Genomic DNA, 23234 nt, shown 5'->3' with positions numbered 1-23234 from the left:
TACAGGCATAAAAAGTACGAGACGCGTGAAAGTGCCGCTTAAATCGCTGAGTTGATGGCAAAAACAGTAAGGTTTGTTAAACTTTATGACATTGGCTTAGGCAAGGAGATAAGTATGAGTTTAATCAAAGAGTTTCGCGATTTCGCGATGCGCGGTAATGTGATGGATCTCGCCGTCGGTGTTATCATCGGTGCGGCCTTCGGGAAAATCGTTTCATCGCTGGTCGCCAACATCATTATGCCACCATTGGGCTTGCTGATCGGTGGTGTCGACTTTAAATCATTCCAGTGGGTACTTAAGCCCGCAGTTGGTGATGCGCCAGCCGTTGTAATGCAATACGGTATCTTCCTTCAGACCATCTTCGATTTCGTCATCATCGCTTTCGCAATCTTCATGGCGATCAAGTTAATGAACCGTCTGTATAAGAAAAAGGAAGTTGAAAAGCCCGTTGCGAAACCAACGAACGAAGAATTACTGCTGACTGAAATCCGCGATCTGCTTAAACAGCAAAACACGCGGGTATAGTTGATAAGCCGCCGCACAGGCGGTTTTTTTAACCGTAAAAGCAGAAGGGCAGTGATAAGACGCTTTCTTATCACTGCCCTCCCATCCCGTCCCCTTTCCATGTTTCTCTTTCCGTTTAAAACTGCCTTTACCTTTTTGCTTCTGCTCAATACGTTGCCGAAATAGCGGGTCGTGTAAGAGGGCCTGAATCGCGTTGTCGCGAATTTGCCCTTTGGTGTGCTGATATTTACTCATGACGCCTCCTGTTTATAAGGTCTGATACTTTATTCTTTTGCAGCAAAATAACAATATCCTTATTTGCTCAAAGCCTCTCCCCGCTCCAGTGCCTCAAGAATTGAGCACGAAACGCTAGTGTGGCTGTCTCCACAACAGGCATCCGAGAGATGTCGCAGAGAACGCTGCATCGTTTCTAATTCTGCGATCATTTGAGCAACTTCATACAGCCGTTTTTCAACGATCGCTTTTGATTCCTGACAGGTGTGATGCACAGGATCGACCCGGATCGAGAGCAGCTCTCTGATGGCTTCAAGGCTAAAGCCGAGTTTGCGCCCGTAGCGAATAAATTTCAGACGCTGAAGATCACTCTCGCTATAAAGTCGAAAACCGCCTTCTGTCCGACCATCATGATCCATCATCTGTTGTTTTTCATAGAAGCGAATCGTGTCTGGCGTGACATCCGCAAGCTTAGCTAGCTGGCCAATGCGAAACATTTACTTCTCCTCACGGAAATGATTGTGGATGGCTGCGGCATAACGGCCATGAAGAAAATCGGTGCTCATTCCAGCCTGGCGTAATCTCAGTGTCAGCACCTGAAGTCGATTACGCTGATCCTGATACCGATGATCCTCTGGATCGAGCTGACAAATAAGATCGTTAACTTCCATGGCTTCGCGTCTTAACTCAAGTTCAGGCGGCAGAAATCCTGAATTTTTGAGCAACCGGTAACCTGCTCTTAATTCGGGCGGAACATGGCTGTCATCATCCAGCTGCAGTGGCTTACCTGAGCCAGGAAGATTACTCAGCTCGCCTTTTTCTAACGCTGCTTTGATATGCTGTTCAGCAAGTTCATCAACCAGCCACATAGTTAGCTCCTTTGAACATGAAAGACTACGTTCTAAGGTAGTAAATTGCAGGCAATAAAAAACCCGCCGAAGCGGGTTTTTTACGTTGCTACAGATTACTCTGCAGCTGCTTCTGCTTGAGCTTCTGGACGATCAACGAGCTCGATGTAAGCCATCGGAGCGTTGTCACCAGCACGGAAGCCACACTTCAGAATACGAGTGTAACCACCGGCACGGCTCGCGAAACGCGGGCCTAACTCATTAAACAGTTTTGCCACGATCTCGTTATCACGAGTACGGGCGAATGCCAGACGACGATTAGCTACGCTGTCGGTCTTGGCAAGAGTAATCAGCGGCTCAACTACGCGACGCAGTTCTTTGGCTTTCGGCAGAGTCGTTTTGATGATCTCATGACGAACCAGAGAACCGGCCATGTTGCGGAACATAGCCTGACGATGGCTGCTGTTGCGGTTCAGTTGACGACCACTCTTACGATGGCGCATGACCTTATCCTTCTCAGTGAAACCTTAACCTGTGATCTGATTATTCATCAGCAATGCTTGCTGGCGGCCAGTTCTCAAGGCGCATGCCCAGAGAAAGACCACGCGAAGCCAGCACATCTTTAATCTCGGTAAGAGATTTTTTACCAAGGTTAGGCGTTTTAAGCAGCTCAACCTCGGTACGCTGTACCAGATCACCGATGTAGTGGATAGCTTCTGCCTTAAGGCAGTTAGCAGAGCGGACAGTCAATTCCAGATCGTCAACAGGGCGCAGCAGGATCGGATCGAATTCTGGTTTCTCTTCTTTAACTTCCGGCTGACGTACATCACGTAAGTCAACGAAAGCTTCAAGTTGTTCAGCCAGAATGGTTGCCGCACGACGAATCGCCTCTTCAGGATCGATTGTGCCGTTGGTTTCCATTTCGATGACCAGCTTGTCCAGGTCGGTGCGCTGCTCTACACGCGCTGCTTCAACATTGTAGGCGATACGGTCTACAGGGCTGTAGCAAGCGTCAACTAACAGGCGGCCGATTGGGCGCTCATCTTCTTCCGAATGAATTCGGGCAGAAGCCGGCACATAGCCACGTCCACGCTGAACTTTGATACGCATGCTGATAGCAGCGTTCTCATCGGTCAGATGGCAAATGACATGCTGAGGCTTGACGATTTCGACATCACCATCATGGGTAATGTCGGCTGCAGTCACAGGGCCAATGCCAGATTTATTCAGGGTCAGAATAACTTCATCTTTACCCTGAACTCTTACCGCCAGCCCTTTCAGGTTGAGCAGGATTTCCAGGATATCTTCCTGTACGCCCTCTTTGGTGCTGTACTCATGAAGTACACCATCAATTTCAACCTCGGTCACCGCGCAACCCGGCATGGATGAAAGCAGAATACGGCGCAGTGCGTTACCAAGAGTATGGCCAAAGCCACGCTCTAAAGGCTCAAGGGTCACCTTGGCGTGCGTCGAACTCACTTGCTCGATATCTACCAGGCGCGGTTTTAGAAACTCTGTCACAGAACCCTGCATTGTGTCCTCTCTTTGGTACTAAGCCTTACTTGGAGTAAAGCTCGACGATCAGGTGTTCGTTAATGTCCGCAGACAGATCAGTACGTTCAGGAATACGCTTGAACACACCTTCCATCTTAGTCGCATCAACTTCCAGCCAGGTTGGCTTTTCACGCTGCTCAGCCAGCTCCAGAGCGGCCTTCACGCGAGATTGCTTTTTGGCTTTCTCACGGATGCTAACGACATCATTCGGAGATACCTGATAAGAAGCGATGTTAACAACGCGGCCATTTACCAGAACAGACTTATGGCTCACCAGCTGACGTGCTTCTGCACGAGTGGCACCAAAGCCCATACGATAAACTACGTTGTCCAGACGACCTTCCAGCAGAGCCAACAGGTTTTCACCGGTGTTGCCTTTCAGACGAGCTGCTTCTTTATAATAGTTACGGAACTGACGCTCCAGCACGCCGTAGATACGACGAACTTTCTGCTTTTCACGTAACTGACCGCCGTAATCAGACAGACGCGGTTTACGCGCACCATGCTGACCAGGGGCTTGTTCAATCTTACACTTGGAATCAATCGCGCGAACGCCAGACTTAAGGAATAAGTCAGTGCCCTCACGACGGCTCAGCTTGAGCTTAGGACCCAAATATCTTGCCATTTTCTTTCTCCAACTATCCTAAAAAAACGGGCGTTATACGCGACGTTTTTTCGGCGGACGACAACCGTTATGAGGGATCGGAGTCACATCAGTAATATTAGTGATGCGGAAACCAGCGGCGTTCAAAGCACGAATCGTAGATTCGCGTCCTGGACCCGGACCCTTTACCATAACTTCCAGGTTCTTAATTCCGTAATCTTTTACCGCTTCTGCACAGCGCTCTGCAGCGACCTGAGCAGCAAACGGAGTGGATTTACGTGAACCGCGGAAACCGGAACCACCGGCGGTTGCCCAACCCAGTGCGTTACCCTGACGATCAGTAATGGTAACGATGGTGTTGTTAAAAGAAGCATGGACATGAGCCACGCCATCTGAGACTTGTTTTCTTACACGCTTGCGTGCACGAACTGGTGCCTTTGCCATTATTTACTCACCCCGATTATTTCTTGATCGGTTTACGCGGACCCTTACGGGTACGTGCGTTGGTCTTAGTACGCTGACCGCGAACCGGAAGACCACGACGATGGCGCAAACCACGGTAGCAACCAAGGTCCATAAGACGCTTGATGCTCAGGGTGATTTCACGGCGCAGATCACCTTCTACAACGAATTTCGCAACTGCATCACGCAGCTGATCAATTTGTTCTTCAGACAGCTCACTGATCTTAACATTTTCAGCAATACCCGTTGAAGCGCAGATGGCTTTTGAACGGGTTTTACCGATACCGAAGATCGAAGTTAATGCGATAACGGTATGTTTTTGATCAGGAATGTTAATGCCTGCTATACGGGCCACTATGCACTCCTATAATTAAACAAGCACGTCCCATGCTGAAAAGCCCGTTTTCAGGATACTCAAATGGAAACGCACTGACATACAAAAGATTGGCTGGCTAATCTAGCCAGCTCAACCCGACTTTGCAAGAAAAATATGTGACAAAATCAGCCTTGGCGCTGTTTATGCTTAGGCTCGGCGCTACAAATCACACGGACGACACCGTCGCGACGAATGATTTTGCAGTTACGACATAATTTCTTGACGGAAGCACGAACTTTCATTTTTACTCTCCGTAACTTCTCAACCAACTGAATTAACGGCCGTAGCCTTTCAGGTTAGCTTTCTTCAGTGCCGACTCGTACTGACTTGACATCATCAGAGTTTGCACTTGAGCCATAAAGTCCATGATGACGACAACTACGATAAGCAGTGACGTACCGCCAAAGTAGAAGGGAACCTTCATCGCATCACGCATGAACTCCGGGATAAGGCAGATAAACGTAATGTACAGGGCGCCGATTAAGGTCAGTCGCGTCATTACTTTATCAATATACTTCGCCGTTTGCTCTCCCGGACGAATTCCCGGTACGAATGCACCAGACTTCTTCAGGTTATCTGCTGTTTCACGTGGGTTGAAAACCAACGCCGTATAGAAGAAACAGAAGAAGATGATTGCAGTCGCATAGAGTAGCACATAAAGCGGCTGTCCTGGCTGCAAATACAGCGAAATTGTTGTCAGCCAGTTCCAACCGGTACCGCCCCCAAACCACGATGCAATCGTTGCCGGGAACAGAATAATGCTGGAAGCGAAGATAGCTGGAATAACACCCGCCATGTTCACTTTCAACGGTAAATGTGTGCTCTGTGCAGCGTAAACGCGACGACCCTGCTGACGTTTTGCGTAGTTCACCACAATGCGGCGCTGACCACGTTCAACGAAGATAACAAAGAAGGTCACTGCGAATACGAGTACTGCAACCAACAGCAACAGAAGGAAGTGCAGGTCGCCTTGCCGCGCTTGCTCGATGGTATGGCCAATGGCCGGCGGGAGACCCGCAACAATACCTGCGAAGATAATGATCGAAATACCGTTACCGATACCACGTTCAGTAATCTGTTCGCCCAGCCACATCAGGAACATCGTTCCCGAGACCAGACTCACAACAGCGGTAAAGTAGAAAGCAAAGCCTGGATTCATTACCAGGCCTTGCATCCCTGGCATATTCGGCAGACCGGTAGCAATACCGATCGACTGGAATATGGCCAATACCAACGTACCGTATCGGGTGTACTGGCTAATCTTACGACGGCCAGCCTCCCCTTCTTTCTTAATTTCCGCTAACGCTGGGTGAACCACCGTTAATAACTGGATAATAATCGATGCCGAAATATACGGCATGATGCCCAGTGCGAAAATAGAAGCACGGCTGAGAGCACCACCAGAGAACATGTTAAACATTTCAATGATGGTGCCACGCTGTTGCTCAAGCAGTTTGGCAAGTACAGTGGCATCAATACCAGGGATTGGAATAAAAGAGCCAATACGGAAGACAATGAGTGCGCCGATTACAAACAGCAGTCTGCGTTTCAGCTCACCAAAGCCACCTTTGGCACTTTGAAAATCTAATCCCGGTTGTTTAGCCATCTGCTACTTATTCCTCGATTTTACCGCCAGCAGCTTCGATTGCAGCACGTGCACCTTTGGTGACACGCAGACCGCGAACCGTTACCGGTGTAGAAACTTCACCAGACAGAATTACTTTAACGAATTCAATCTGAACACCGACAATGTTGGCTGCTTTCAGCGCGTTCAGGTCGACGATACCGCCTTCAACTTTCGCCAGATCAGACAGACGAATCTCTGTGGTGATCATTGCTTTGCGAGAGGTGAAACCGAACTTCGGCAGACGACGGTACAGAGGCATCTGACCACCTTCGAAACCGCGACGTACGCCACCGCCAGAACGTGAGTTCTGACCTTTGTGACCACGACCACCGGTTTTTCCGAGGCCAGAACCGATACCACGACCCAGACGCTTGGTAGCGTGCTTAGACCCTTCGGCCGGAGACAGAGTATTTAAACGCATCTCTTACTCCTCCACTTTAACCATATAGGAAACCGCGTTGACCATACCGCGTACTGCTGGCGTGTCTTCACGCTCAACGGTGTGGCCAATACGACGCAGACCCAGGCCAACCAGAGTGGCTTTATGCTTAGGCAAGCGGCCGATTGAACTACGGGTTTGAGTGATTTTAATAGTCTTAGCCATCGTGATTACCCCAGAATTTCTTCAACGGATTTACCACGCTTAGCAGCGACCATTTCCGGAGATTTCATATTGCCCAGGCCATCGATAGTTGCACGAACCACGTTAATCGGGTTTGTAGAACCATACGCTTTTGCCAGTACGTTATGAACTCCAGCGACTTCCAGAACGGCGCGCATTGCACCACCGGCAATAATACCGGTACCTTCTGAAGCCGGCTGCATGAACACGCGGGAACCCGTGTGTGCACCTTTAACTGGGTGCTGCAGGGTGCCGTTGGTCAGCGCGACGTTAACCATGTTGCGACGGGCTTTCTCCATCGCTTTCTGGATCGCTGCTGGAACTTCACGCGCTTTACCGTAACCAAAACCTACGCGACCATTACCATCGCCTACCACAGTCAGTGCTGTGAAGGAGAAGATACGACCACCTTTAACAGTTTTAGAAACACGGTTTACCGCGATCAGTTTTTCCTGCAGTTCGCCAGCTTGTTTCTCGATGTGTGCCATCTTAGACCTCTACCTTAGAACTGAAGGCCAGCTTCACGGGCAGCATCTGCCAGTGCCTGGACGCGACCATGATATTGGAAACCGGAACGGTCGAAAGAAACACCAGTGATGCCTTTTTCGATTGCGCGTTCTGCGATAGCTTTACCTACTGCAGCTGCGGCTTCTTTATTACCGGTATACTTCAGTTGTTCAGTGATAGCTTTTTCTACAGTAGAAGCAGCGACCAGAACTTCGGAACCGTTCGGGGCGATTACCTGTGCGTAAATATGACGCGGGGTACGATGTACCACCAGGCGAGTAGCACCCAGCTCTTTGAGCTTGCGACGTGCACGGGTCGCACGACGGATACGAGCAGATTTCTTATCCATAGTGTTACCTTACTTCTTCTTAGCCTCTTTGGTACGCACGACTTCGTCGGCGTAACGGACACCCTTGCCTTTATAAGGCTCAGGACGACGGTAGGCGCGCAGGTCCGCTGCAACCTGACCAATCAGCTGTTTATCAGCGCCTTTCAGCACGATCTCAGTCTGAGTTGGACATTCTGCAGTGATACCCGCGGGCAGCTGGTGATCGACTGGATGAGAAAAGCCCAGAGACAGGTTGACCACGTCGCCTTTAACGGCTGCACGATAACCTACACCAACCAGCTGCAGCTTCTTAGTGAAGCCTTCGGTAACACCGATAACCATTGCGTTCAGCAGCGCGCGAGAAGTACCCGCCTGCGCCCAGCCGTCAACGAAACCTTCGCGCGGAGCGAAAGTCAGAGCGTTGTCAGCATGCTTAACTTCAACAGCATCATTGATAGTACGAGTCAGCTCGCCGTTTTTACCTTTAATCGAAATTACCTGACCGTTGAGTTTTACCTCTACGCCGGCAGGAACAACGACAGGTGCTTTAGCAACACGAGACATATGTATCCTCCGATTACGCTACGTAGCAGATAATTTCGCCACCAAGACCTGCCTGGCGCGCTGCACGATCAGTCATGACACCTTTAGATGTAGAAACTACAGCGATGCCCATACCGGCCATTACCTTTGGCAGCTCATCTTTTTTCTTATAGATGCGCAGACCAGGACGGCTTACTCGCTGAATGCTTTCTACAACAGCTTTGCCCTGGAAATACTTGAGAGTAAGTTCCAGTTCCAGCTTGATGTCGCCTTCGATTTTGAAATCTTCAATATATCCTTCTTCCTTCAGAACGTTGGCAATTGCCAATTTCAGCTTGGAGGAAGGCATGGTGACCGCAACTTTGTTTGCGGCCTGACCGTTACGGATACGGGTCAGCATATCCGCGATCGGATCTTGCATGCTCATCTGTGTTACTCCCGTGATTCAATTGGTGACAATTACCAGCTAGCCTTTTTCAGGCCCGGGATTTCACCGCGCATGGCGGCTTCGCGGACCTTGATACGGCTCAACCCAAACTTCCGCAGGAAACCGTGCGGACGACCTGTTTGACGGCAGCGGTTACGCTGACGCGAAGGGCTGGAATCACGCGGCAGACTCTGCAGCTTCAGAACAGCATCCCAACGATCTTCGTCGGAAGCGTTCACATCAGAGATGATCGCTTTCAGTTCAGCGCGTTTAGCGAAGAATTTGTCTGCTAATTTTGCACGCTTAACTTCGCGTGCTTTCATAGATTGCTTAGCCATTAAGTAACCCTACCTTACTTACGGAACGGGAAGTCAAAGGCAGCCAGCAGAGCACGGCCTTCATCATCAGATTTCGCAGTAGTGGTAATGGTGATATCCAAACCACGAACGCGATCGACTTTGTCGTAGTCGATTTCTGGGAAGATGATCTGCTCACGTACACCCATGCTGTAGTTGCCACGACCATCGAATGACTTAGCGGACAAGCCACGGAAGTCACGGATACGTGGAACAGCAATGGTGACCAGACGCTCAAAGAACTCCCACATGCGCTCGCCACGCAGAGTTACTTTACAGCCGATCGGATAGCCCTGACGGATTTTGAAGCCTGCAACTGATTTGCGTGCTTTGGTGACCAGCGGTTTTTGACCGGAGATTGCTGCCAGGTCAGCTGCTGCGTTATCCAGCAGTTTCTTGTCAGCGATCGCTTCACCAACACCCATGTTCAGGGTGATCTTCTCGACCCGAGGGACTTGCATGACAGAATTGTAGCCAAACTCTGTCATGAGTTTCTGGACTACTTCGTCTTTGTAGTAATCATGCAGTTTCGCCATCGTACTACTCCAAATTACTTGATAGTTTCGCTGTTAGACTTGAAGAAACGGACTTTTTTGCCGTCTTCGAATCTAAAGCCTACACGGTCAGCCTTACCAGTTGCCGCGTTGAACAGTGCAACGTTAGAAACCTGAATAGCAGCTTCTTTTTCAACGATGCCGCCTGGTTGGTTCAGGGCCGGGACCGGCTTCTGATGTTTCTTAACCAGGTTGATACCTTCAACGATGACCTTACCAGAAGACAGGACATTCTTAACTTTACCGCGCTTACCTTTATCTTTACCGGTTAACACGATAACTTCGTCGTTACGACGGATTTTAGCTGCCATTGTTCGCTCCTTAGAGTACTTCTGGTGCCAGAGAGATAATTTTCATGAACTTTTCAGTACGAAGTTCACGAGTTACCGGCCCAAAAATACGCGTACCGATAGGCTGCTCACTGTTATTGTTCAGAATAACGCATGCATTACCATCGAAGCGAATGACAGAACCGTCCGGGCGACGAACACCCTTCCTGGTGCGCACCACTACCGCCTTCAGGACATCACCTTTTTTAACTTTACCACGAGGAATTGCTTCCTTGATGGTAACTTTGATGATGTCACCGACGCCTGCGTAGCGACGGTGCGAGCCACCCAGAACCTTGATACACATTACGCGACGTGCACCGGAGTTGTCGGCGACGTTCAGCATAGTCTGTTCTTGGATCATTTTAGTGCTCCGCTAATGTCAACTACTACTTCGGGACCTAAACCTCAGGTCGTTAGAAAGCCCCATAATTGAGGGCGCGGCATTGTAACACCGGTTCTCACAGATGGGTAGAAAAAATAAACGGCTCTCAATCGAGCCGCTGATTTTCCCTGATGACAGGGAGGGCGTATTCTAGGGAATAGTGCGAACAGTAGCAAATGTAATCTGCCTTATTTTTCGTCGCCTTCCAAATTAAGTGCCCTTCTGACTCAATCAACCAGCTTTCTGGCTAGTTGGTTATGCTGACGCAGTATGGCTGGCAGGTCAATTCCGGCCAGTTCTCCGTTACGCACCCTGACTTTACCGTTAATGATGCTGTAAGCGACCTGGCCGGGATTACAGAATACCAGCGCAGCAACGGGATCGTGCCCTGCCCCGGCAAGACCAATGCGATTGAGGTCAAAAATAGCCAAATCAGCCATCATGCCCGGCGCAATAGCGCCCACGTCATTGCGATTCAGCACTTTTGCTCCCCCCAGCGTCGCCAGTTCGAGTGCCTGACGCGCCGTCATCGCATCCGGGCCGAACCCCACGCGTTGCAGCAGCATGGCCTGACGTACTTCTGCCATCATATCTGCGCTGTCATTGGAGGCAGAACCATCCACCCCCAAACCGACATGTACTCCGGCATCGCACATGTGCCTTATCGGCGCAATGCCCGAGCCGAGACGCATGTTTGAGCACGGACAGTGCGCGATACCTGTCCCTGTACGCGCAAATAACTCAATACCGGGCTGATCCAGTTTGACGCAGTGTGCATGCCAGACATCCGGGCCTACCCAGCCGAGGTCTTCAACATACTGCGCGGGTGTCATGTTGAACTTTTCGCGGCTATATTGGATATCACTGTCATTCTCCGCCAGATGCGTATGCAGAGAAACGTTGAAGCTGCGTGCCAGTGCAGCGGATTGCTTCATCAGCTCACGGCTGACCGAGAACGGTGAACATGGCGCAACCACAATGCGTAGCATCGAGCCATAGCTGTCATCGTGATAGCGCTCAATCACCCGCTGCGTATCCTTTAGAATGGCTGCTTCACTCTCAACCAGCGAATCGGGCGGCAGGCCACCCTGTGATTGACCGACACTCATGCTGCCCCGGCTCGCATGGAAACGCATACCCATTAAGGATGCAGCTTCAATGCTGTCGTCAAGCTTACAGCCATTAGGGTAAACATAGAGGTGGTCACTGGTGGTGGTGCAGCCGGAGAGGATCAACTCGGCCATTGAGATCTGCGTTGACACCTGAATCATCCCGGGCGTTAAATTCTGCCACAGTGGATAGAGGTGAGTCAGCCAGTTGAACAGTTCACCATTTTGCACCGCAGGAATAGCGCGGGTCAGGCTCTGGTACATATGGTGATGCGTATTGATCAGGCCTGGAATAACAATGTGTCCCTGGAGATCAATCACCTCGTCGGCGTTATCAGGTAATGAGTCTGCTTCTCCAACCGCAGCAATTTGATTTCCTTTTATCAAAATACTGGCGTGTCGTATTTCCTGACGGTCAGCATCCATGCAGACCACATAGTCGGCATTCTTCAGTAACAGCGTTCGTGTCATAAACTTGCCTGTGGGTTGTCAGTGGTTATGTGCTATCCGATATTAGCGGCAAGTTTTTGGCTGAGACAATAGCAGGCAGTGCAGTGACAGTTGCTGGGGTGACAGGTAGTGCGGTGAACGGTGAAAACGTTCAACGGTAGCCGACACAATCAATCATGACTCTCCATTTTCAAGACTCATCACTTCCCTGGCGATGATAAACCGCTCGCTCCCGTGTGGCATTTTCAGGTCGCATTGACTGATGAACCGCAGGACCCACGGGCTCCCCGTTAAATTTGTGAACGCTCTCAGACTTGTACAACCACTGGCATGAATGGAACAGGCCAGATACCAGGCAAAAAAAAACCCCCTGCCGAAGCAGAGGGTTTCTCAGAAAAAACAATTCTTATTACAGAACCGCTTTCTCGATTACGCGAACCAGGGTCCAGGATTTAGTCTTGGACAGTGGACGGCATTCGCGGATTTCTACCACGTCACCAATTCCACATTCATTGTTCTCGTCATGGATGTGCAGCTTAGTCGTACGTTTGATGAATTTGCCGTAGATCGGGTGTTTCACAAAACGTTCGATAGCAACAACTGCAGATTTCTGCATTTTGTCACTTACTACACGACCCTGCAGAGTACGGATTTTATCGGTCATTACGAACCCGCCTTCTCAGTCAGTAAAGTCTTAACGCGTGCAACATCACGGCGCACCTGTTTCAGCAGATGGGTCTGCTGCAGTTGGCCAGATGCTGCCTGCATGCGCAGGTTAAATTGCTCACGCAGCAGATTAAGCAGCTCAGTGTTCAGCTCTTCAACGCTTTTTTCACGCAGCTCTGTTGCTTTCATTACATCACCGTCTTAGTTACAAAGGTGGTTTTGATAGGCAGTTTTGCTGCTGCCAGCTTGAATGCTTCACGGGCCAGCTCTTCTGGTACGCCGTCCATTTCATACAGGACTTTACCAGGCTGGATCAGGGCAACCCAATACTCTACGTTACCCTTACCTTTACCCATACGCACTTCCAGCGGCTTCTCGGTGATCGGTTTGTCCGGGAATACTCGGATCCAGATCTTACCTTGACGCTTAACTGCACGGGTCATAGCACGACGTGCTGCTTCGATCTGACGAGCAGTCAGACGACCACGGCCAACAGCTTTCAGACCGAAAGTACCGAAGCTGACATCCGTACCCGCAGCCAGACCGCGGTTACGGCCTTTGTGCACCTTACGGAATTTCGTACGCTTTGGTTGTAACATCAGCGACTCTCCTTACTTACGGCCTTTACGCTGCTGCTTTTTAGGTTGAGCAGCCGGTTCCGGTTGTTCAACAGCAGCCATACCACCCAGGATCTCACCTTTGAAGATCCATACCTTAACGCCGATTACACCATAAGTGGTGTGCGCTTCAGAGGTGTTGTAGTCAATGTCAGCACGCAGTGTGTGCAATGGCACGCGACCTTCACGATACCATTCGGTACGTGCGATCTCGGCGCCACCCAGACGGCCGCTAACTTCGACTTTAATACCCTTCGCGCCAAGACGCATGGCGTTCTGAACCGCACGCTTCATAGCACGACGGAACATCACACGACGCTCCAGCTGTGAAGTGATGCTGTCAGCTACCAGTTTCGCGTCCAGTTCCGGCTTGCGGACTTCGGCGATATTAATCTGTGCAGGAACGCCAGCGATTTTCGCGACGACCGTGCGCAGTTTTTCTACATCTTCGCCTTTCTTACCGATGACGATGCCCGGACGAGCGGTGTGAATAGTCACACGGATGCTCTTCGCAGGACGCTCGATAACGATACGAGAGACAGATGCTTTAGCCAGTTCCTTAGTCAGGAACTGACGTACTTTAAAATCGCTGTCCAGGTTGTCAGCGAATTCATTGGTGTTCGCAAACCAGGTAGAGTTCCATGGTTTTACAATACCCAGGCGAATACCATTAGGATGTACTTTCTGACCCATTGCTAGTCTCCAGAGTCTCAGCGATCGGACACAACCACAGTAATGTGGCTGGTGCGCTTCAGGATGCGATCTGCACGACCTTTGGCACGCGGCATAATGCGTTTCATGGTCGGACCTTCATCAACGAAAATTTTCGTGATTTTCAGATCGTCGATATCAGCGCCATCGTTGTGTTCGGCGTTAGCAATGGCAGATTCCAGAACTTTTTTGACCAGTACAGCCGCTTTCTTATTGGTGTAGGTCAAAATGTCCAGTGCCTGCGACACTTTCTTACCGCGAATCAGGTCAGCAACAAGGCGAACCTTCTGAGCAGAAGAACGAGCGTGGCGATGTTGAGCTAAAGTTTCCATCTCTTCCTCCTACTTATTTCTTCTTGGCTTTTTTATCAGCCGCGTGACCGCGATAAGTACGTGTCGGCGCGAATTCACCCAGTTTGTGACCAACCATTTCGTCGGAAACAAAGACAGGAACGTGCTGACGACCATTATGGACAGCGATGGTCAAACCGATCATGTTAGGAAAGATCGTTGAACGACGGGACCAAGTGCGCAAAGGCTTCTTGTCACCGCTTTCCACCGCTTTCTCTACCTTCTTCAGCAAGTGCAGGTCAATAAAAGGACCTTTCTTGAGAGAACGTGGCATGGCTTATCCTCTAATATTATTTGCTACGGCGACGTACGATAAACTTATCGGTACGCTTGTTGCTACGGGTCTTCTTACCTTTGGTCTGAACGCCCCACGGAGTTACCGGGTGCTTACCAAAGTTACGACCTTCACCACCACCGTGCGGGTGATCAACTGGGTTCATCGCGGTACCACGAACGGTCGGACGAACACCACGCCAACGGGCTGCACCGGCTTTACCCAGAACGCGAAGCATGTGCTCAGCGTTGCCGACTTCGCCCAGTGTTGCGCGGCAGTCAGACTCGACTTTACGCATTTCACCTGAACGCAGACGCAGGGTAACGTAAGAACCTTCACGCGCAACGATCTGCACGTAAGCACCAGCTGAGCGAGCAATCTGACCGCCTTTGCCTGGTTTCATTTCTACGTTATGCACGGTTGAACCCACCGGGATGTTACGCATCGGCAGAGTGTTACCTGCTTTGATCGCAGCATCAACGCCAGATTGAATCTGGTCGCCGGCTTTCAGGCCTTTAGGGGCCAGGATGTAACGGCGCTCGCCGTCTTTGTACAGAACCAGTGCGATGTTCGCAGAGCGGTTCGGATCGTACTCAAGACGTTCAACAACTGCCGGGATACCATCTTTGTTGCGTTTGAAGTCAACAATACGGTAAGCCTGCTTGTGACCACCACCGATATGACGGGTAGTGATACGACCATTGTTGTTACGGCCACCGGATTTGCTGTTTTTTTCTACCAGCGGGGCGAATGGTTTGCCCTTGTGCAGCTCCGCGTTTACCACTTTAACTACATGGCGACGACCCGGAGATGTCGGTTTACATTTAACAACTGCCATTGTCTTTCTCCTCCGACTTACTCAGCGCCGCCAGCGAAGTCCAGATTCTGGCCTTCTTTCAGGGTGACGTAAGCTTTTTTCCAGTCGCTACGACGACCGATACGCTGTCCTTGACGCTTAACTTTGCCCTTAACTACCAGGGTGTTTACGTCTTTAACTTCTACTTCGAACAGTTTCTCAACAGCAGCAACGATCTCTGCTTTGGTCGCGTCATTAGCAACTTTGAGAACGATGGTATTGGTTTTTTCCATCGCGCTAGATGCTTTTTCAGATACGTGCGGCGCGCGCAGTACTTTCAGCAGACGTTCTTCACGGATCATGCCAGCATCTCCTCAACTTGCTTAACTGCATCAGCAGTCATAACGACTTTGTCGAAGGCGATCAGGCTAACTGGGTCGATACCGGATGCATCACGCACGTCAACCTTGTACAGGTTACGCGCAGCCAGGAACAGATTCTCATCCAGTTCACCGGTGATGATCAGCACGTCTTCCAGAGCCATGTCTTTCAGTTTCTGTACCAGCAGCTTGGTTTTCGGTGCTTCTACAGCAAATGATTCGACAACGATCAGACGATCTTGACGTACCAGTTCGGACAGGATGCTTTTCAGCGCGCCGCGGTACATCTTTTTGTTAACTTTTTGACTGTGGTCCTGTGGCTTCGCAGCAAAGGTCACACCACCTGAACGCCAGATTGGGCTCTTTACAGAACCTGCACGCGCACGGCCGGTGCCTTTTTGACGCCATGGCTTTTTGCCTGAACCAGTTACTTCGGCGCGAGTTTTCTGCGCACGAGTACCCTGGCGGGCGCCAGATGCGTAAGCAACAACAACCTGGTGAACCAGCGCTTCGTTGAAATCACGACCGAAGGTAGTTTCGGAAACAGTCAGCGCGCTCTGCGCGTCTTTCAATACTAATTCCATTGCTATCCCCTTACGCCTTCACAGCTGGTTTAACGATCAGGTCGCTACCGGTAGCACCGGGAACTGCACCTTTAACCAGCAGCAGGTTGCGCTCAGCGTCAACACGTACCACGTCCAGACTCTGAACGGTTACGCGCTCATTACCCAGCTGACCTGCCATTTTCTTGCCTTTGAACACTTTGCCCGGAGTCTGGTTCTGACCGATTGAACCCGGAACGCGGTGAGACAAGGAGTTACCGTGAGTAGCGTCCTGGGTACGGAAGTTCCAGCGCTTAACGGTACCGGCGAAACCTTTACCTTTTGAGGTACCGGTTACGTCAACTTTTTTAACTTCAGCGAAAATTTCAACGCTGATGCTCTGACCTACAGAGTATTCTTCACCTTCAGCGGTGCGGAATTCCCACAGGCCACGGCCAGCTTCAACGCCAGCTTTAGCAAAATGACCAGCTTCAGGTTTGGTCACACGGTTTGCTTTTTTAGCACCGGTGGTAACCTGAATTGCCTGGTAACCATCGTTTTCCAGGCCTTTGACCTGAGTAACGCGGTTCGCTTCAACTTCGATTACGGTGACGGGGATAGAAACGCCATCTTCAGTGAAGATGCGGGTCATGCCCACTTTTTTACCGACTAAACCAATCATTGTTTCAACCTCTCAATCGCTCGATGACCTGATTAACCCAGGCTGATCTGCACGTCAACACCGGCAGCCAGATCCAGACGCATCAGAGCATCAACGGTTTTTTCAGTTGGCTCAACGATGTCTACCAGACGCTTGTGAGTGCGGATTTCGTACTGATCACGCGCATCTTTGTTAACGTGCGGAGAGATCAGAACAGTAAAACGCTCTTTGCGGGTTGGCAGCGGGATTGGACCACGAACCTGCGCACCAGTGCGCTTGGCGGTCTCAACGATTTCCGCGGTTGATTGATCGATCAGACGATGATCAAACGCTTTAAGACGGATACGGATTCTTTGGTTCTGCATGAGACCAGAGCTCCAAACTTTTTATAGACGAAAAAAATTACTACTCGAGCCCATTACGATTGATGGGAGAGTGTAATCGTTCAGCATATAACTCCACAATTGGGAGTATTGTCAGGCGGCCTAAAATTCAGCCGTCTGCGATTCTGCTCGAATCGCGCCTGCAATATCTGCAGGCCCGCGCATTATACGTAAATCTGTTCAGGAAGCAACCCGTGTTGCGCTTTTCCCTGCTAAATAGTGGCCGACGTGTGAGGCGCGCGTCGCAGTGAACTGCTTTAAGGCTGATAAATCATGGATTCAATTGTGAGCACATTTCCGGGGTTCCTCATTCGCAGATGACACAGAACAGCAAGCCGGTGAGAGTGTTCGTCACCTTTTACCTGGAGCTTAACCATGTCCCTGCCCTTTATTACTCAAATCGCTGTTCTGGCTGGCGGAGGTGCATTAGGAAGCTTTCTGTCTCTGGCCTGTGCGCGCTTCTCTCCTGCCCTCCCTCCTGACCAGTGGTTTGCCTCACTCTGCTTCCCCGGGTCACGGTGCACCCATTGTCAGCAGCGCCTGCTATGGCGCGATAAACTGCCTCTGGTCAGCTGGCCAGTCTTAAAAGGACGGTGTCGTTTCTGCAATCAGCTATTCAGCGAATCGAGCTTTGTCATGGAATGTCTGACTGCAATGCTCTGTCTGCTGGTGCTACAAAGCTTTACCCATTCTGCAGACGCGATTTTTATTATTGCGGCCTCTGGCCTGTTGCTACTGGTGGCGGCTATTGATTGTCGCCACTACTGTATACCCGACCCGCTGAGCTATCTGCTGCTCTGGCTGGGATTACTGCACGCCTCACTAACCGGAAATGAAACAGCGGCGATATGGGGCGCCCTGACTGGATACTGTGCGTTGTGGCTGCTTGCCTGGGGCTATCGGCTGGTAAGGGGGTTTGAAGGATTAGGCTATGGCGATATCAAGCTTTTCGCAGCGCTAGGTGCCTGCTGTGGCTGGCAGGTATTACCCTGGATTGCGCTGGGTGCTACAGTTCTGGCGTTAGCGACCATCGTGATGTTGCAACGACGGGGCGTAGTCCAGATGGACAGCCCGCTACCCTTTGGGCCGTTCCTGGCCATTGCGGGCTGGGTGATGCTTGTACTTCAGGCGCGATTCACTCTTCTTTGATTTGAGCCTGCAAATAGTTCTGGATGCCCATCCTCTGGATGAGCTCAAGCTCCGTCTCAATCCAGTCGATGTGGTGTTCTTCATCCGCCAGGATTTCAATCATTATGTCACGGCTGACGTAATCATGAACTTTATCAGCATAGGAGATAGCTTCACGAAGATCTTTAGCCCCTTCCAGCTCCAGATTCAGGTCTGAACTCAGCATCTCCTCAACGTCTTCTCCAATACGCAGACGTCCCAGATCCTGAAGATTTGGAATGCCTTCAAGAAAAAGAATGCGCTCAATATATTTGTCAGCATGCTTCATCTCATCGATTGATTCGTGATACTCCACATCATTGAGGCGCATCAGTCCCCAGTTTTTAAACATGCGTGCATGCAGAAAGTACTGGTTGATAGCAACCAGTTCATTTCCAAGCAGTTTATTGAGATGACTAATAACTTTGATATCACCCTTCATTGTTAACCCTCCGCGTCTAATTTATTAGAGCGTAGATGCGGTTAAAAAGAAGTCAAAAAAGCGTGGCAGATATTGTGGGTATTCACACACCGATGTTCGTCAGGCTATCTCTTTATAGAGTGGCGGATTTTGCATCTCTTCATCCAGGATTTCACGCGCAGCACGAACGCATTTGCCGCATTGTTTGCCTACTGGCACAAACTGACGCAGTTGCTGGATAGACTCAGGCTGATAGCGACGCACGACTTCACGAAGGGTTTTATCACTGATGGCATTACAAAGGCAGACGTACATTGATTCATCACTCTGGTACATTTTCTATACACAGTGTAAATGCGAATAGTTTTTATTTCAAACCCACCCTTTGCAGGGTTATGGCTTATTCAGAGCAAAAAAAAAGAGCACCGAAGTGCTCTTTTATCTGTGTTGCAGTGGCCGTTTGCACGACTACAGCAGATATCACAATTAAGCGATAACTTTAGCAACAACACCCGCGCCAACGGTACGGCCGCCTTCGCGGATTGCGAAGCGCAGACCTTCGTCCATTGCGATTGGGTGGATCAGGGTAACAACCATTTTGATGTTGTCGCCTGGCATGACCATTTCAACGCCTTCTGGCAGCTCTACTGAGCCGGTTACGTCAGTTGTACGGAAGTAGAACTGTGGACGATAGCCTTTGAAGAACGGAGTATGGCGACCACCTTCGTCTTTAGACAGAACGTAAACTTCTGACTCGAACTGGGTGTGTGGCTTGATTGAGCCTGGCTTAGCCAGAACCTGGCCACGCTGGATGTCTTCACGCTTGATACCGCGCAGCAGAACACCACAGTTTTCGCCTGCCTGACCCTGGTCCAGCAGCTTACGGAACATCTCAACACCGGTACAGGTTGATTTCGCAGTATCTTTGATACCAACGATTTCAACTTCGTCGCCGACTTTAACGATGCCGCGCTCAACACGACCGGTAACAACAGTACCACGGCCAGAGATTGAGAATACGTCTTCGATTGGCAGCAGGAACGGCATGTCGATCGCACGCTGTGGTTCTGGGATGTAGTTATCCAGATGCTCAGCCAGTTCGATGATTTTCGCTTCCCACTCAGCTTCGCCTTCCAGCGCTTTCAGAGCAGAACCACGAACGATTGGAGTGTCGTCACCTGGGAAGTCATATGCTGACAGCAGGTCACGAACTTCCATTTCTACCAGTTCCAGCAGCTCTTCATCATCAACCATGTCACACTTGTTCAGGAACACGATGATGTAAGGAACGCCAACCTGACGACCCAGCAGGATGTGCTCACGGGTCTGTGGCATTGGGCCATCAGTCGCAGCAACAACCAGGATCGCGCCGTCCATCTGCGCAGCACCGGTGATCATGTTTTTCACATAGTCGGCGTGGCCTGGGCAGTCAACGTGCGCATAGTGGCGGGTTGGGGTTTCATACTCAACGTGTGAAGTGTTGATGGTGATACCACGTGCTTTCTCTTCTGGTGCGTTATCGATCTGATCGAATGCACGAGCCTGGCCGCCGTAAGTTTTAGACAGTACGGTGGTGATAGCTGCAGTCAGGGTGGTTTTACCGTGGTCGACGTGACCGATGGTGCCCACGTTTACGTGCAGTTTGTTACGCTGAAATTGCTCTTTCGCCATGGCGATAATTCCTTACGTTGTGCCTTCACCCTTTAGGTAAAGGCATCAGTTCAAATTTAAACCGTAGCTTATTTGCTACGAGCTTCAATAACGGCCTGCGCTACGTTGTTCGGCGCATCGTCATACTTCAGGAACTCCATGGAGTAAGAAGCACGACCTTTGGTCAGAGAACGCAGCTGAGTTGCGTATCCGAACATCTCAGACAACGGAACTTCAGCGTGAATCTGAACGCCAGTAGCGTTAGATTCCTGCCCTTTAAGCATACCACGACGACGGCTAAGGTCACCGATGACATCACCCGTGTTCTCTTCTGGCGTTTCAACTTCAACCTTCATGATAGGCTCAAGCAGGACTGGTGTCGCTTGTTTAAAGCCTTGTTTGAAGGCAATAGACGCGGCCAGTTTGAACGCCAGTTCTGAGGAGTCAACATCGTGGTAAGAACCGAAGTGCAGACGCACGCCCAGATCCACAACCGGATAGCCGGCCAGAGGGCCTGATTTCAGCTGTTCCTGAATACCTTTGTCAACCGCAGGGATGTATTCACCAGGAATCACACCACCTTTGATATCGTTGACGAATTCGTAACCTTTCGGGTTAGAACCTGGCTCCAGTGGGTACATGTCGATAACAACATGACCGTACTGACCACGACCACCAGACTGCTTGGCGTGTTTACCTTCAACATCGGTAACTTTGTTACGAATCGCTTCACGATAAGCAACCTGTGGTTTACCCACGTTCGCTTCAACGTTGAACTCACGCTTCATACGGTCAACGATGATGTCGAGGTGCAATTCACCCATACCAGCGATGATGGTCTGGTTAGATTCTTCATCAGTCCATACGCGGAATGATGGGTCTTCTTTCGCCAGACGGCCCAGAGCCAGACCCATTTTTTCCTGGTCAGCTTTGGTTTTCGGTTCAACGGCGATAGAGATTACCGGCTCCGGGAACTCCATGCGCTCAAGGATGATGACGTTATCTGGGTCACACAGGGTGTCACCAGTGGTCACATCTTTCAGGCCGATCGCAGCTGCGATATCACCCGCACGAACTTCTTTAATCTCTTCACGCTTGTTAGCGTGCATCTGAACGATACGGCCCAGACGCTCACGGTTTGATTTAACCGGGTTGAATACGGTATCACCCGTGTTAACAACACCAGAGTAAACGCGGAAGAACGTCAGGTTACCCACGAATGGGTCGGTAGCGATTTTGAACGCCAGTGCAGCAAACGGCTCGTTGTCATCAGAGTGACGAACAGCCGGCGTGTCTTTACCGTCGTCCAGCATACCGTTAATCGCGGTAACGTCAGTCGGTGCTGGCAGATATTCAACAACTGCATCCAGCATCGCCTGAACACCTTTGTTCTTAAATGCAGAACCACAGGTTACCAGGATGATTTCGTTGTTCAGAACACGCTTACGCAGAGATGTTTTGATCTCTTCTTCAGTCAGTTCTTCACCACCGAAGAATTTCTCCATCAGCTCATCAGAGCCTTCAGCAGCGGCTTCAACCAGCTTCGCATGCCATTCTTCAGCCAGTTCCTGCATATCAGCTGGGATATCTTCGTAGTCGAAGGTTACACCCTGATCTGCGTCGTTCCAGTTGATTGCTTTCATTTTCACCAGGTCAACAACACCGGTGAATTTCTCTTCTGCGCCGATAGCCAGCTGCAGAGGAACTGGAGTCGCGCCCAGACGAACTTCCATCTGTTTAACAACTTTCAGGAAGTTAGCACCCATGCGGTCCATTTTGTTAACGAACGCAATGCGTGGAACTTTATATTTGTTAGCCTGACGCCATACGGTCTCAGACTGTGGCTGAACGCCACCAACTGCACAGTAAACCATTACCGCGCCATCAAGCACACGCATAGAACGTTCAACTTCGATGGTGAAGTCAACGTGTCCTGGGGTGTCGATGATGTTGATGTGGTGTGGTTCGAACTGCTTTGCCATACCAGACCAGTAACAGGTGGTCGCAGCGGAAGTGATGGTAATACCACGTTCCTGTTCCTGCTCCATCCAGTCCATGGTTGCTGCGCCGTCATGTACTTCACCGATTTTGTGGTTTACACCGGTGTAGAACAGAACGCGTTCGGTAGTGGTAGTCTTACCGGCGTCGATGTGCGCACTGATACCGATGTTACGGTAGCGGGCAATGGGTGTTTTACGAGCCATTTGATTCCTCTGATTCTCGGGCGTTCAAGGTAAGTCGACCCCAGCGGGTTGGCTGATTGAGCGCCCGCTGGTTTAACTACGTGGTAATTACCAACGGTAGTGTGCGAACGCCTTGTTGGCTTCTGCCATGCGGTGAACGTCTTCACGTTTCTTCACTGCAGTACCTTTGTTCTCTGCAGCATCAGAAAGTTCGTTCGCCAGGCGAAGAGCCATTGATTTATCACCGCGTTTACGAGCAGCATCTACGATCCAGCGCATTGCCAGAGCATTACGACGAACCGGGCGGACTTCAACTGGTACCTGATAAGTAGAACCACCAACGCGACGTGACTTAACTTCGACAGTCGGACGCACGTTTTCCAGGGCTACTTCAAAAGATTCCAGTGCGTTTTTACCTGAACGCTGAGCCAGGGTCTCGAGCGCGGTATAAACGATTGATTCTGCAGTAGATTTTTTACCATCTACCATCAGGATATTTACAAATTTGGCCAGCAGCTCTGATCCGAACTTAGGATCTGGCAGAATTTTACGCTGACCAATGACGCGACGACGTGGCATGGAAATACTCCGTTGTTAATTCAGGATTGTCCAAA

Annotated in this window: 39 protein-coding genes; 2 read left to right on the top strand and 37 right to left on the bottom strand. The window is 50.4% G+C overall.

Annotated features, from left to right (window positions below; translation table 11 throughout):
* Positions 1 to 114: 114 nt before the first annotated feature.
* Entirely contained in the window at positions 115 to 525 is a 411-nt protein-coding gene (gene mscL, locus LQK91_RS18325; RefSeq protein WP_003852356.1) for a large-conductance mechanosensitive channel protein MscL, read from the top strand.
* Here the strand turns inward: mscL and LQK91_RS18320 are convergent.
* From LQK91_RS18320 to rpsJ, 32 genes are all read right to left on the bottom strand, one after another.
* Entirely contained in the window at positions 472 to 759 is a 288-nt protein-coding gene (locus tag LQK91_RS18320) for an alternative ribosome-rescue factor A (RefSeq protein WP_008927129.1), read from the bottom strand. The genes mscL and LQK91_RS18320 overlap by 54 nt on opposite strands.
* Positions 760 to 818: 59 nt before the next feature.
* Complete coding sequence (gene zntR / locus LQK91_RS18315; protein WP_003852359.1) at positions 819 to 1235, bottom strand: Zn(2+)-responsive transcriptional regulator; 417 nt, start codon at positions 1233 to 1235, stop codon at positions 819 to 821.
* On the bottom strand, positions 1236 to 1607 hold the full coding sequence (locus LQK91_RS18310) for a DUF1992 domain-containing protein (protein WP_105099979.1): 372 nt from the start codon (positions 1605 to 1607) through the stop codon (positions 1236 to 1238). It lies immediately after the preceding gene.
* Positions 1608 to 1702: 95 nt separating this feature from the next.
* Positions 1703 to 2089, bottom strand: a complete 387-nt coding sequence (gene rplQ / locus LQK91_RS18305; RefSeq protein ID WP_003850180.1) for a 50S ribosomal protein L17 — start codon at positions 2087 to 2089, stop codon at positions 1703 to 1705.
* A 40-nt stretch (positions 2090 to 2129) separates the two neighbouring features.
* Positions 2130 to 3119 (bottom strand): DNA-directed RNA polymerase subunit alpha, encoded by a 990-nt coding sequence (locus LQK91_RS18300; RefSeq protein WP_003850179.1) that lies wholly within the window; start codon positions 3117 to 3119, stop codon positions 2130 to 2132.
* Between the two features lie 25 nt (positions 3120 to 3144).
* Positions 3145 to 3765 carry a 30S ribosomal protein S4 gene (gene rpsD / locus LQK91_RS18295; protein WP_008927131.1) on the bottom strand — a complete coding sequence of 207 codons (621 nt, stop codon included), beginning with the start codon at positions 3763 to 3765 and terminating at the stop codon, positions 3145 to 3147.
* Between the two features lie 33 nt (positions 3766 to 3798).
* Positions 3799 to 4188, bottom strand: coding sequence for a 30S ribosomal protein S11 (gene rpsK / locus LQK91_RS18290; protein ID WP_004160563.1), 390 nt, complete (start codon positions 4186 to 4188; stop codon positions 3799 to 3801).
* A gap of 16 nt (positions 4189 to 4204) precedes the next feature.
* Positions 4205 to 4561: a 30S ribosomal protein S13 gene (gene rpsM / locus LQK91_RS18285; protein WP_003850176.1), complete on the bottom strand. Its 357-nt coding sequence runs from the start codon at positions 4559 to 4561 to the stop codon at positions 4205 to 4207.
* Between the two features lie 146 nt (positions 4562 to 4707).
* The gene (gene rpmJ / locus LQK91_RS18280) at positions 4708 to 4824 is read right to left on the bottom strand and encodes a 50S ribosomal protein L36 (protein WP_004160566.1); all 117 of its coding nucleotides are present in this window, start codon (positions 4822 to 4824) and stop codon (positions 4708 to 4710) included.
* A gap of 32 nt (positions 4825 to 4856) precedes the next feature.
* Positions 4857 to 6188 (bottom strand): preprotein translocase subunit SecY, encoded by a 1332-nt coding sequence (gene secY / locus LQK91_RS18275; RefSeq protein WP_003850175.1) that lies wholly within the window; start codon positions 6186 to 6188, stop codon positions 4857 to 4859.
* Between the two features lie 7 nt (positions 6189 to 6195).
* Entirely contained in the window at positions 6196 to 6630 is a 435-nt protein-coding gene (rplO, locus tag LQK91_RS18270) for a 50S ribosomal protein L15 (protein WP_003850168.1), read from the bottom strand.
* A gap of 3 nt (positions 6631 to 6633) precedes the next feature.
* Positions 6634 to 6813 (bottom strand): 50S ribosomal protein L30, encoded by a 180-nt coding sequence (gene rpmD / locus LQK91_RS18265; protein ID WP_003850166.1) that lies wholly within the window; start codon positions 6811 to 6813, stop codon positions 6634 to 6636.
* A 5-nt stretch (positions 6814 to 6818) separates the two neighbouring features.
* Complete coding sequence (rpsE, locus tag LQK91_RS18260) at positions 6819 to 7319, bottom strand: 30S ribosomal protein S5 (protein ID WP_003850164.1); 501 nt, start codon at positions 7317 to 7319, stop codon at positions 6819 to 6821.
* Between the two features lie 14 nt (positions 7320 to 7333).
* Positions 7334 to 7687, bottom strand: coding sequence for a 50S ribosomal protein L18 (gene rplR / locus LQK91_RS18255; RefSeq protein WP_003850163.1), 354 nt, complete (start codon positions 7685 to 7687; stop codon positions 7334 to 7336).
* Positions 7688 to 7696: 9 nt separating this feature from the next.
* On the bottom strand, positions 7697 to 8230 hold the full coding sequence (rplF, locus tag LQK91_RS18250; RefSeq protein ID WP_003850161.1) for a 50S ribosomal protein L6: 534 nt from the start codon (positions 8228 to 8230) through the stop codon (positions 7697 to 7699).
* Positions 8231 to 8243: 13 nt separating this feature from the next.
* On the bottom strand, positions 8244 to 8636 hold the full coding sequence (gene rpsH / locus LQK91_RS18245) for a 30S ribosomal protein S8 (RefSeq protein WP_003850158.1): 393 nt from the start codon (positions 8634 to 8636) through the stop codon (positions 8244 to 8246).
* Positions 8637 to 8668: 32 nt separating this feature from the next.
* Positions 8669 to 8974 (bottom strand): 30S ribosomal protein S14, encoded by a 306-nt coding sequence (gene rpsN / locus LQK91_RS18240; protein ID WP_008927132.1) that lies wholly within the window; start codon positions 8972 to 8974, stop codon positions 8669 to 8671.
* A 14-nt stretch (positions 8975 to 8988) separates the two neighbouring features.
* Positions 8989 to 9528 carry a 50S ribosomal protein L5 gene (gene rplE, locus LQK91_RS18235; RefSeq protein ID WP_003850155.1) on the bottom strand — a complete coding sequence of 180 codons (540 nt, stop codon included), beginning with the start codon at positions 9526 to 9528 and terminating at the stop codon, positions 8989 to 8991.
* A 14-nt stretch (positions 9529 to 9542) separates the two neighbouring features.
* Positions 9543 to 9857 carry a 50S ribosomal protein L24 gene (gene rplX / locus LQK91_RS18230; RefSeq protein WP_003850150.1) on the bottom strand — a complete coding sequence of 105 codons (315 nt, stop codon included), beginning with the start codon at positions 9855 to 9857 and terminating at the stop codon, positions 9543 to 9545.
* A 10-nt stretch (positions 9858 to 9867) separates the two neighbouring features.
* Positions 9868 to 10239, bottom strand: a complete 372-nt coding sequence (rplN, locus tag LQK91_RS18225) for a 50S ribosomal protein L14 (RefSeq protein ID WP_006120590.1) — start codon at positions 10237 to 10239, stop codon at positions 9868 to 9870.
* A gap of 248 nt (positions 10240 to 10487) precedes the next feature.
* Positions 10488 to 11840, bottom strand: a complete 1353-nt coding sequence (locus LQK91_RS18220) for an 8-oxoguanine deaminase (RefSeq protein ID WP_078805337.1) — start codon at positions 11838 to 11840, stop codon at positions 10488 to 10490.
* 388 nt (positions 11841 to 12228) lie between these two features.
* Complete coding sequence (rpsQ, locus tag LQK91_RS18215; RefSeq protein ID WP_003850147.1) at positions 12229 to 12483, bottom strand: 30S ribosomal protein S17; 255 nt, start codon at positions 12481 to 12483, stop codon at positions 12229 to 12231.
* A complete protein-coding gene (gene rpmC / locus LQK91_RS18210; protein WP_003850146.1) occupies positions 12483 to 12674 on the bottom strand; it encodes a 50S ribosomal protein L29 in 192 nt (63 codons plus the stop codon). Before rpmC ends, rpsQ begins: the two co-directional genes overlap by 1 nt.
* Entirely contained in the window at positions 12674 to 13084 is a 411-nt protein-coding gene (gene rplP / locus LQK91_RS18205; RefSeq protein ID WP_008927134.1) for a 50S ribosomal protein L16, read from the bottom strand. The genes rpmC and rplP overlap by 1 nt, the downstream gene beginning before the upstream one ends.
* 12 nt (positions 13085 to 13096) lie before the next feature.
* Positions 13097 to 13795 carry a 30S ribosomal protein S3 gene (gene rpsC / locus LQK91_RS18200; protein ID WP_008927135.1) on the bottom strand — a complete coding sequence of 233 codons (699 nt, stop codon included), beginning with the start codon at positions 13793 to 13795 and terminating at the stop codon, positions 13097 to 13099.
* 17 nt (positions 13796 to 13812) lie between these two features.
* Positions 13813 to 14145, bottom strand: a complete 333-nt coding sequence (gene rplV / locus LQK91_RS18195) for a 50S ribosomal protein L22 (RefSeq protein ID WP_008927136.1) — start codon at positions 14143 to 14145, stop codon at positions 13813 to 13815.
* A 13-nt stretch (positions 14146 to 14158) separates the two neighbouring features.
* The gene (rpsS, locus tag LQK91_RS18190; protein WP_001138115.1) at positions 14159 to 14437 is read right to left on the bottom strand and encodes a 30S ribosomal protein S19; all 279 of its coding nucleotides are present in this window, start codon (positions 14435 to 14437) and stop codon (positions 14159 to 14161) included.
* Between the two features lie 16 nt (positions 14438 to 14453).
* Positions 14454 to 15275, bottom strand: a complete 822-nt coding sequence (rplB, locus tag LQK91_RS18185; protein WP_008927137.1) for a 50S ribosomal protein L2 — start codon at positions 15273 to 15275, stop codon at positions 14454 to 14456.
* Between the two features lie 17 nt (positions 15276 to 15292).
* Entirely contained in the window at positions 15293 to 15595 is a 303-nt protein-coding gene (gene rplW, locus LQK91_RS18180; RefSeq protein ID WP_003850708.1) for a 50S ribosomal protein L23, read from the bottom strand.
* A complete protein-coding gene (rplD, locus tag LQK91_RS18175) occupies positions 15592 to 16197 on the bottom strand; it encodes a 50S ribosomal protein L4 (protein WP_003850711.1) in 606 nt (201 codons plus the stop codon). Before rplD ends, rplW begins: the two co-directional genes overlap by 4 nt.
* Before the next feature lie 10 nt (positions 16198 to 16207).
* Complete coding sequence (gene rplC / locus LQK91_RS18170; protein ID WP_003850712.1) at positions 16208 to 16837, bottom strand: 50S ribosomal protein L3; 630 nt, start codon at positions 16835 to 16837, stop codon at positions 16208 to 16210.
* 32 nt (positions 16838 to 16869) lie between these two features.
* Positions 16870 to 17181, bottom strand: a complete 312-nt coding sequence (gene rpsJ / locus LQK91_RS18165; protein ID WP_001181005.1) for a 30S ribosomal protein S10 — start codon at positions 17179 to 17181, stop codon at positions 16870 to 16872.
* Positions 17182 to 17574: 393 nt separating this feature from the next.
* Between rpsJ and LQK91_RS18160 the strand changes: the two genes are divergently transcribed.
* Positions 17575 to 18348 (top strand): prepilin peptidase, encoded by a 774-nt coding sequence (locus LQK91_RS18160; protein ID WP_078805335.1) that lies wholly within the window; start codon positions 17575 to 17577, stop codon positions 18346 to 18348.
* Here the strand turns inward: LQK91_RS18160 and bfr are convergent.
* The 5 genes from bfr to rpsG form a co-directional block, all read right to left on the bottom strand.
* Positions 18335 to 18808 carry a bacterioferritin gene (gene bfr, locus LQK91_RS18155; RefSeq protein WP_105099978.1) on the bottom strand — a complete coding sequence of 158 codons (474 nt, stop codon included), beginning with the start codon at positions 18806 to 18808 and terminating at the stop codon, positions 18335 to 18337. The genes LQK91_RS18160 and bfr overlap by 14 nt on opposite strands.
* A gap of 99 nt (positions 18809 to 18907) precedes the next feature.
* Positions 18908 to 19102, bottom strand: coding sequence for a bacterioferritin-associated ferredoxin (gene bfd, locus LQK91_RS18150; protein WP_008927140.1), 195 nt, complete (start codon positions 19100 to 19102; stop codon positions 18908 to 18910).
* A gap of 171 nt (positions 19103 to 19273) precedes the next feature.
* On the bottom strand, positions 19274 to 20458 hold the full coding sequence (gene tuf / locus LQK91_RS18145; RefSeq protein ID WP_105099977.1) for an elongation factor Tu: 1185 nt from the start codon (positions 20456 to 20458) through the stop codon (positions 19274 to 19276).
* A 68-nt stretch (positions 20459 to 20526) separates the two neighbouring features.
* Positions 20527 to 22641 (bottom strand): elongation factor G, encoded by a 2115-nt coding sequence (gene fusA / locus LQK91_RS18140; protein ID WP_003852908.1) that lies wholly within the window; start codon positions 22639 to 22641, stop codon positions 20527 to 20529.
* Positions 22642 to 22728: 87 nt separating this feature from the next.
* Positions 22729 to 23199 carry a 30S ribosomal protein S7 gene (gene rpsG / locus LQK91_RS18135; protein ID WP_003852909.1) on the bottom strand — a complete coding sequence of 157 codons (471 nt, stop codon included), beginning with the start codon at positions 23197 to 23199 and terminating at the stop codon, positions 22729 to 22731.
* Positions 23200 to 23234: the final 35 nt, after the last annotated feature.

Source organism: Pantoea sp. MHSD4 (assembly GCF_021043305.1).
GTDB classification, from domain to species: Bacteria; Pseudomonadota; Gammaproteobacteria; order Enterobacterales; family Enterobacteriaceae; genus Pantoea; species Pantoea eucalypti.
This window is presented reverse-complemented; position numbering and strand designations above follow the sequence as displayed.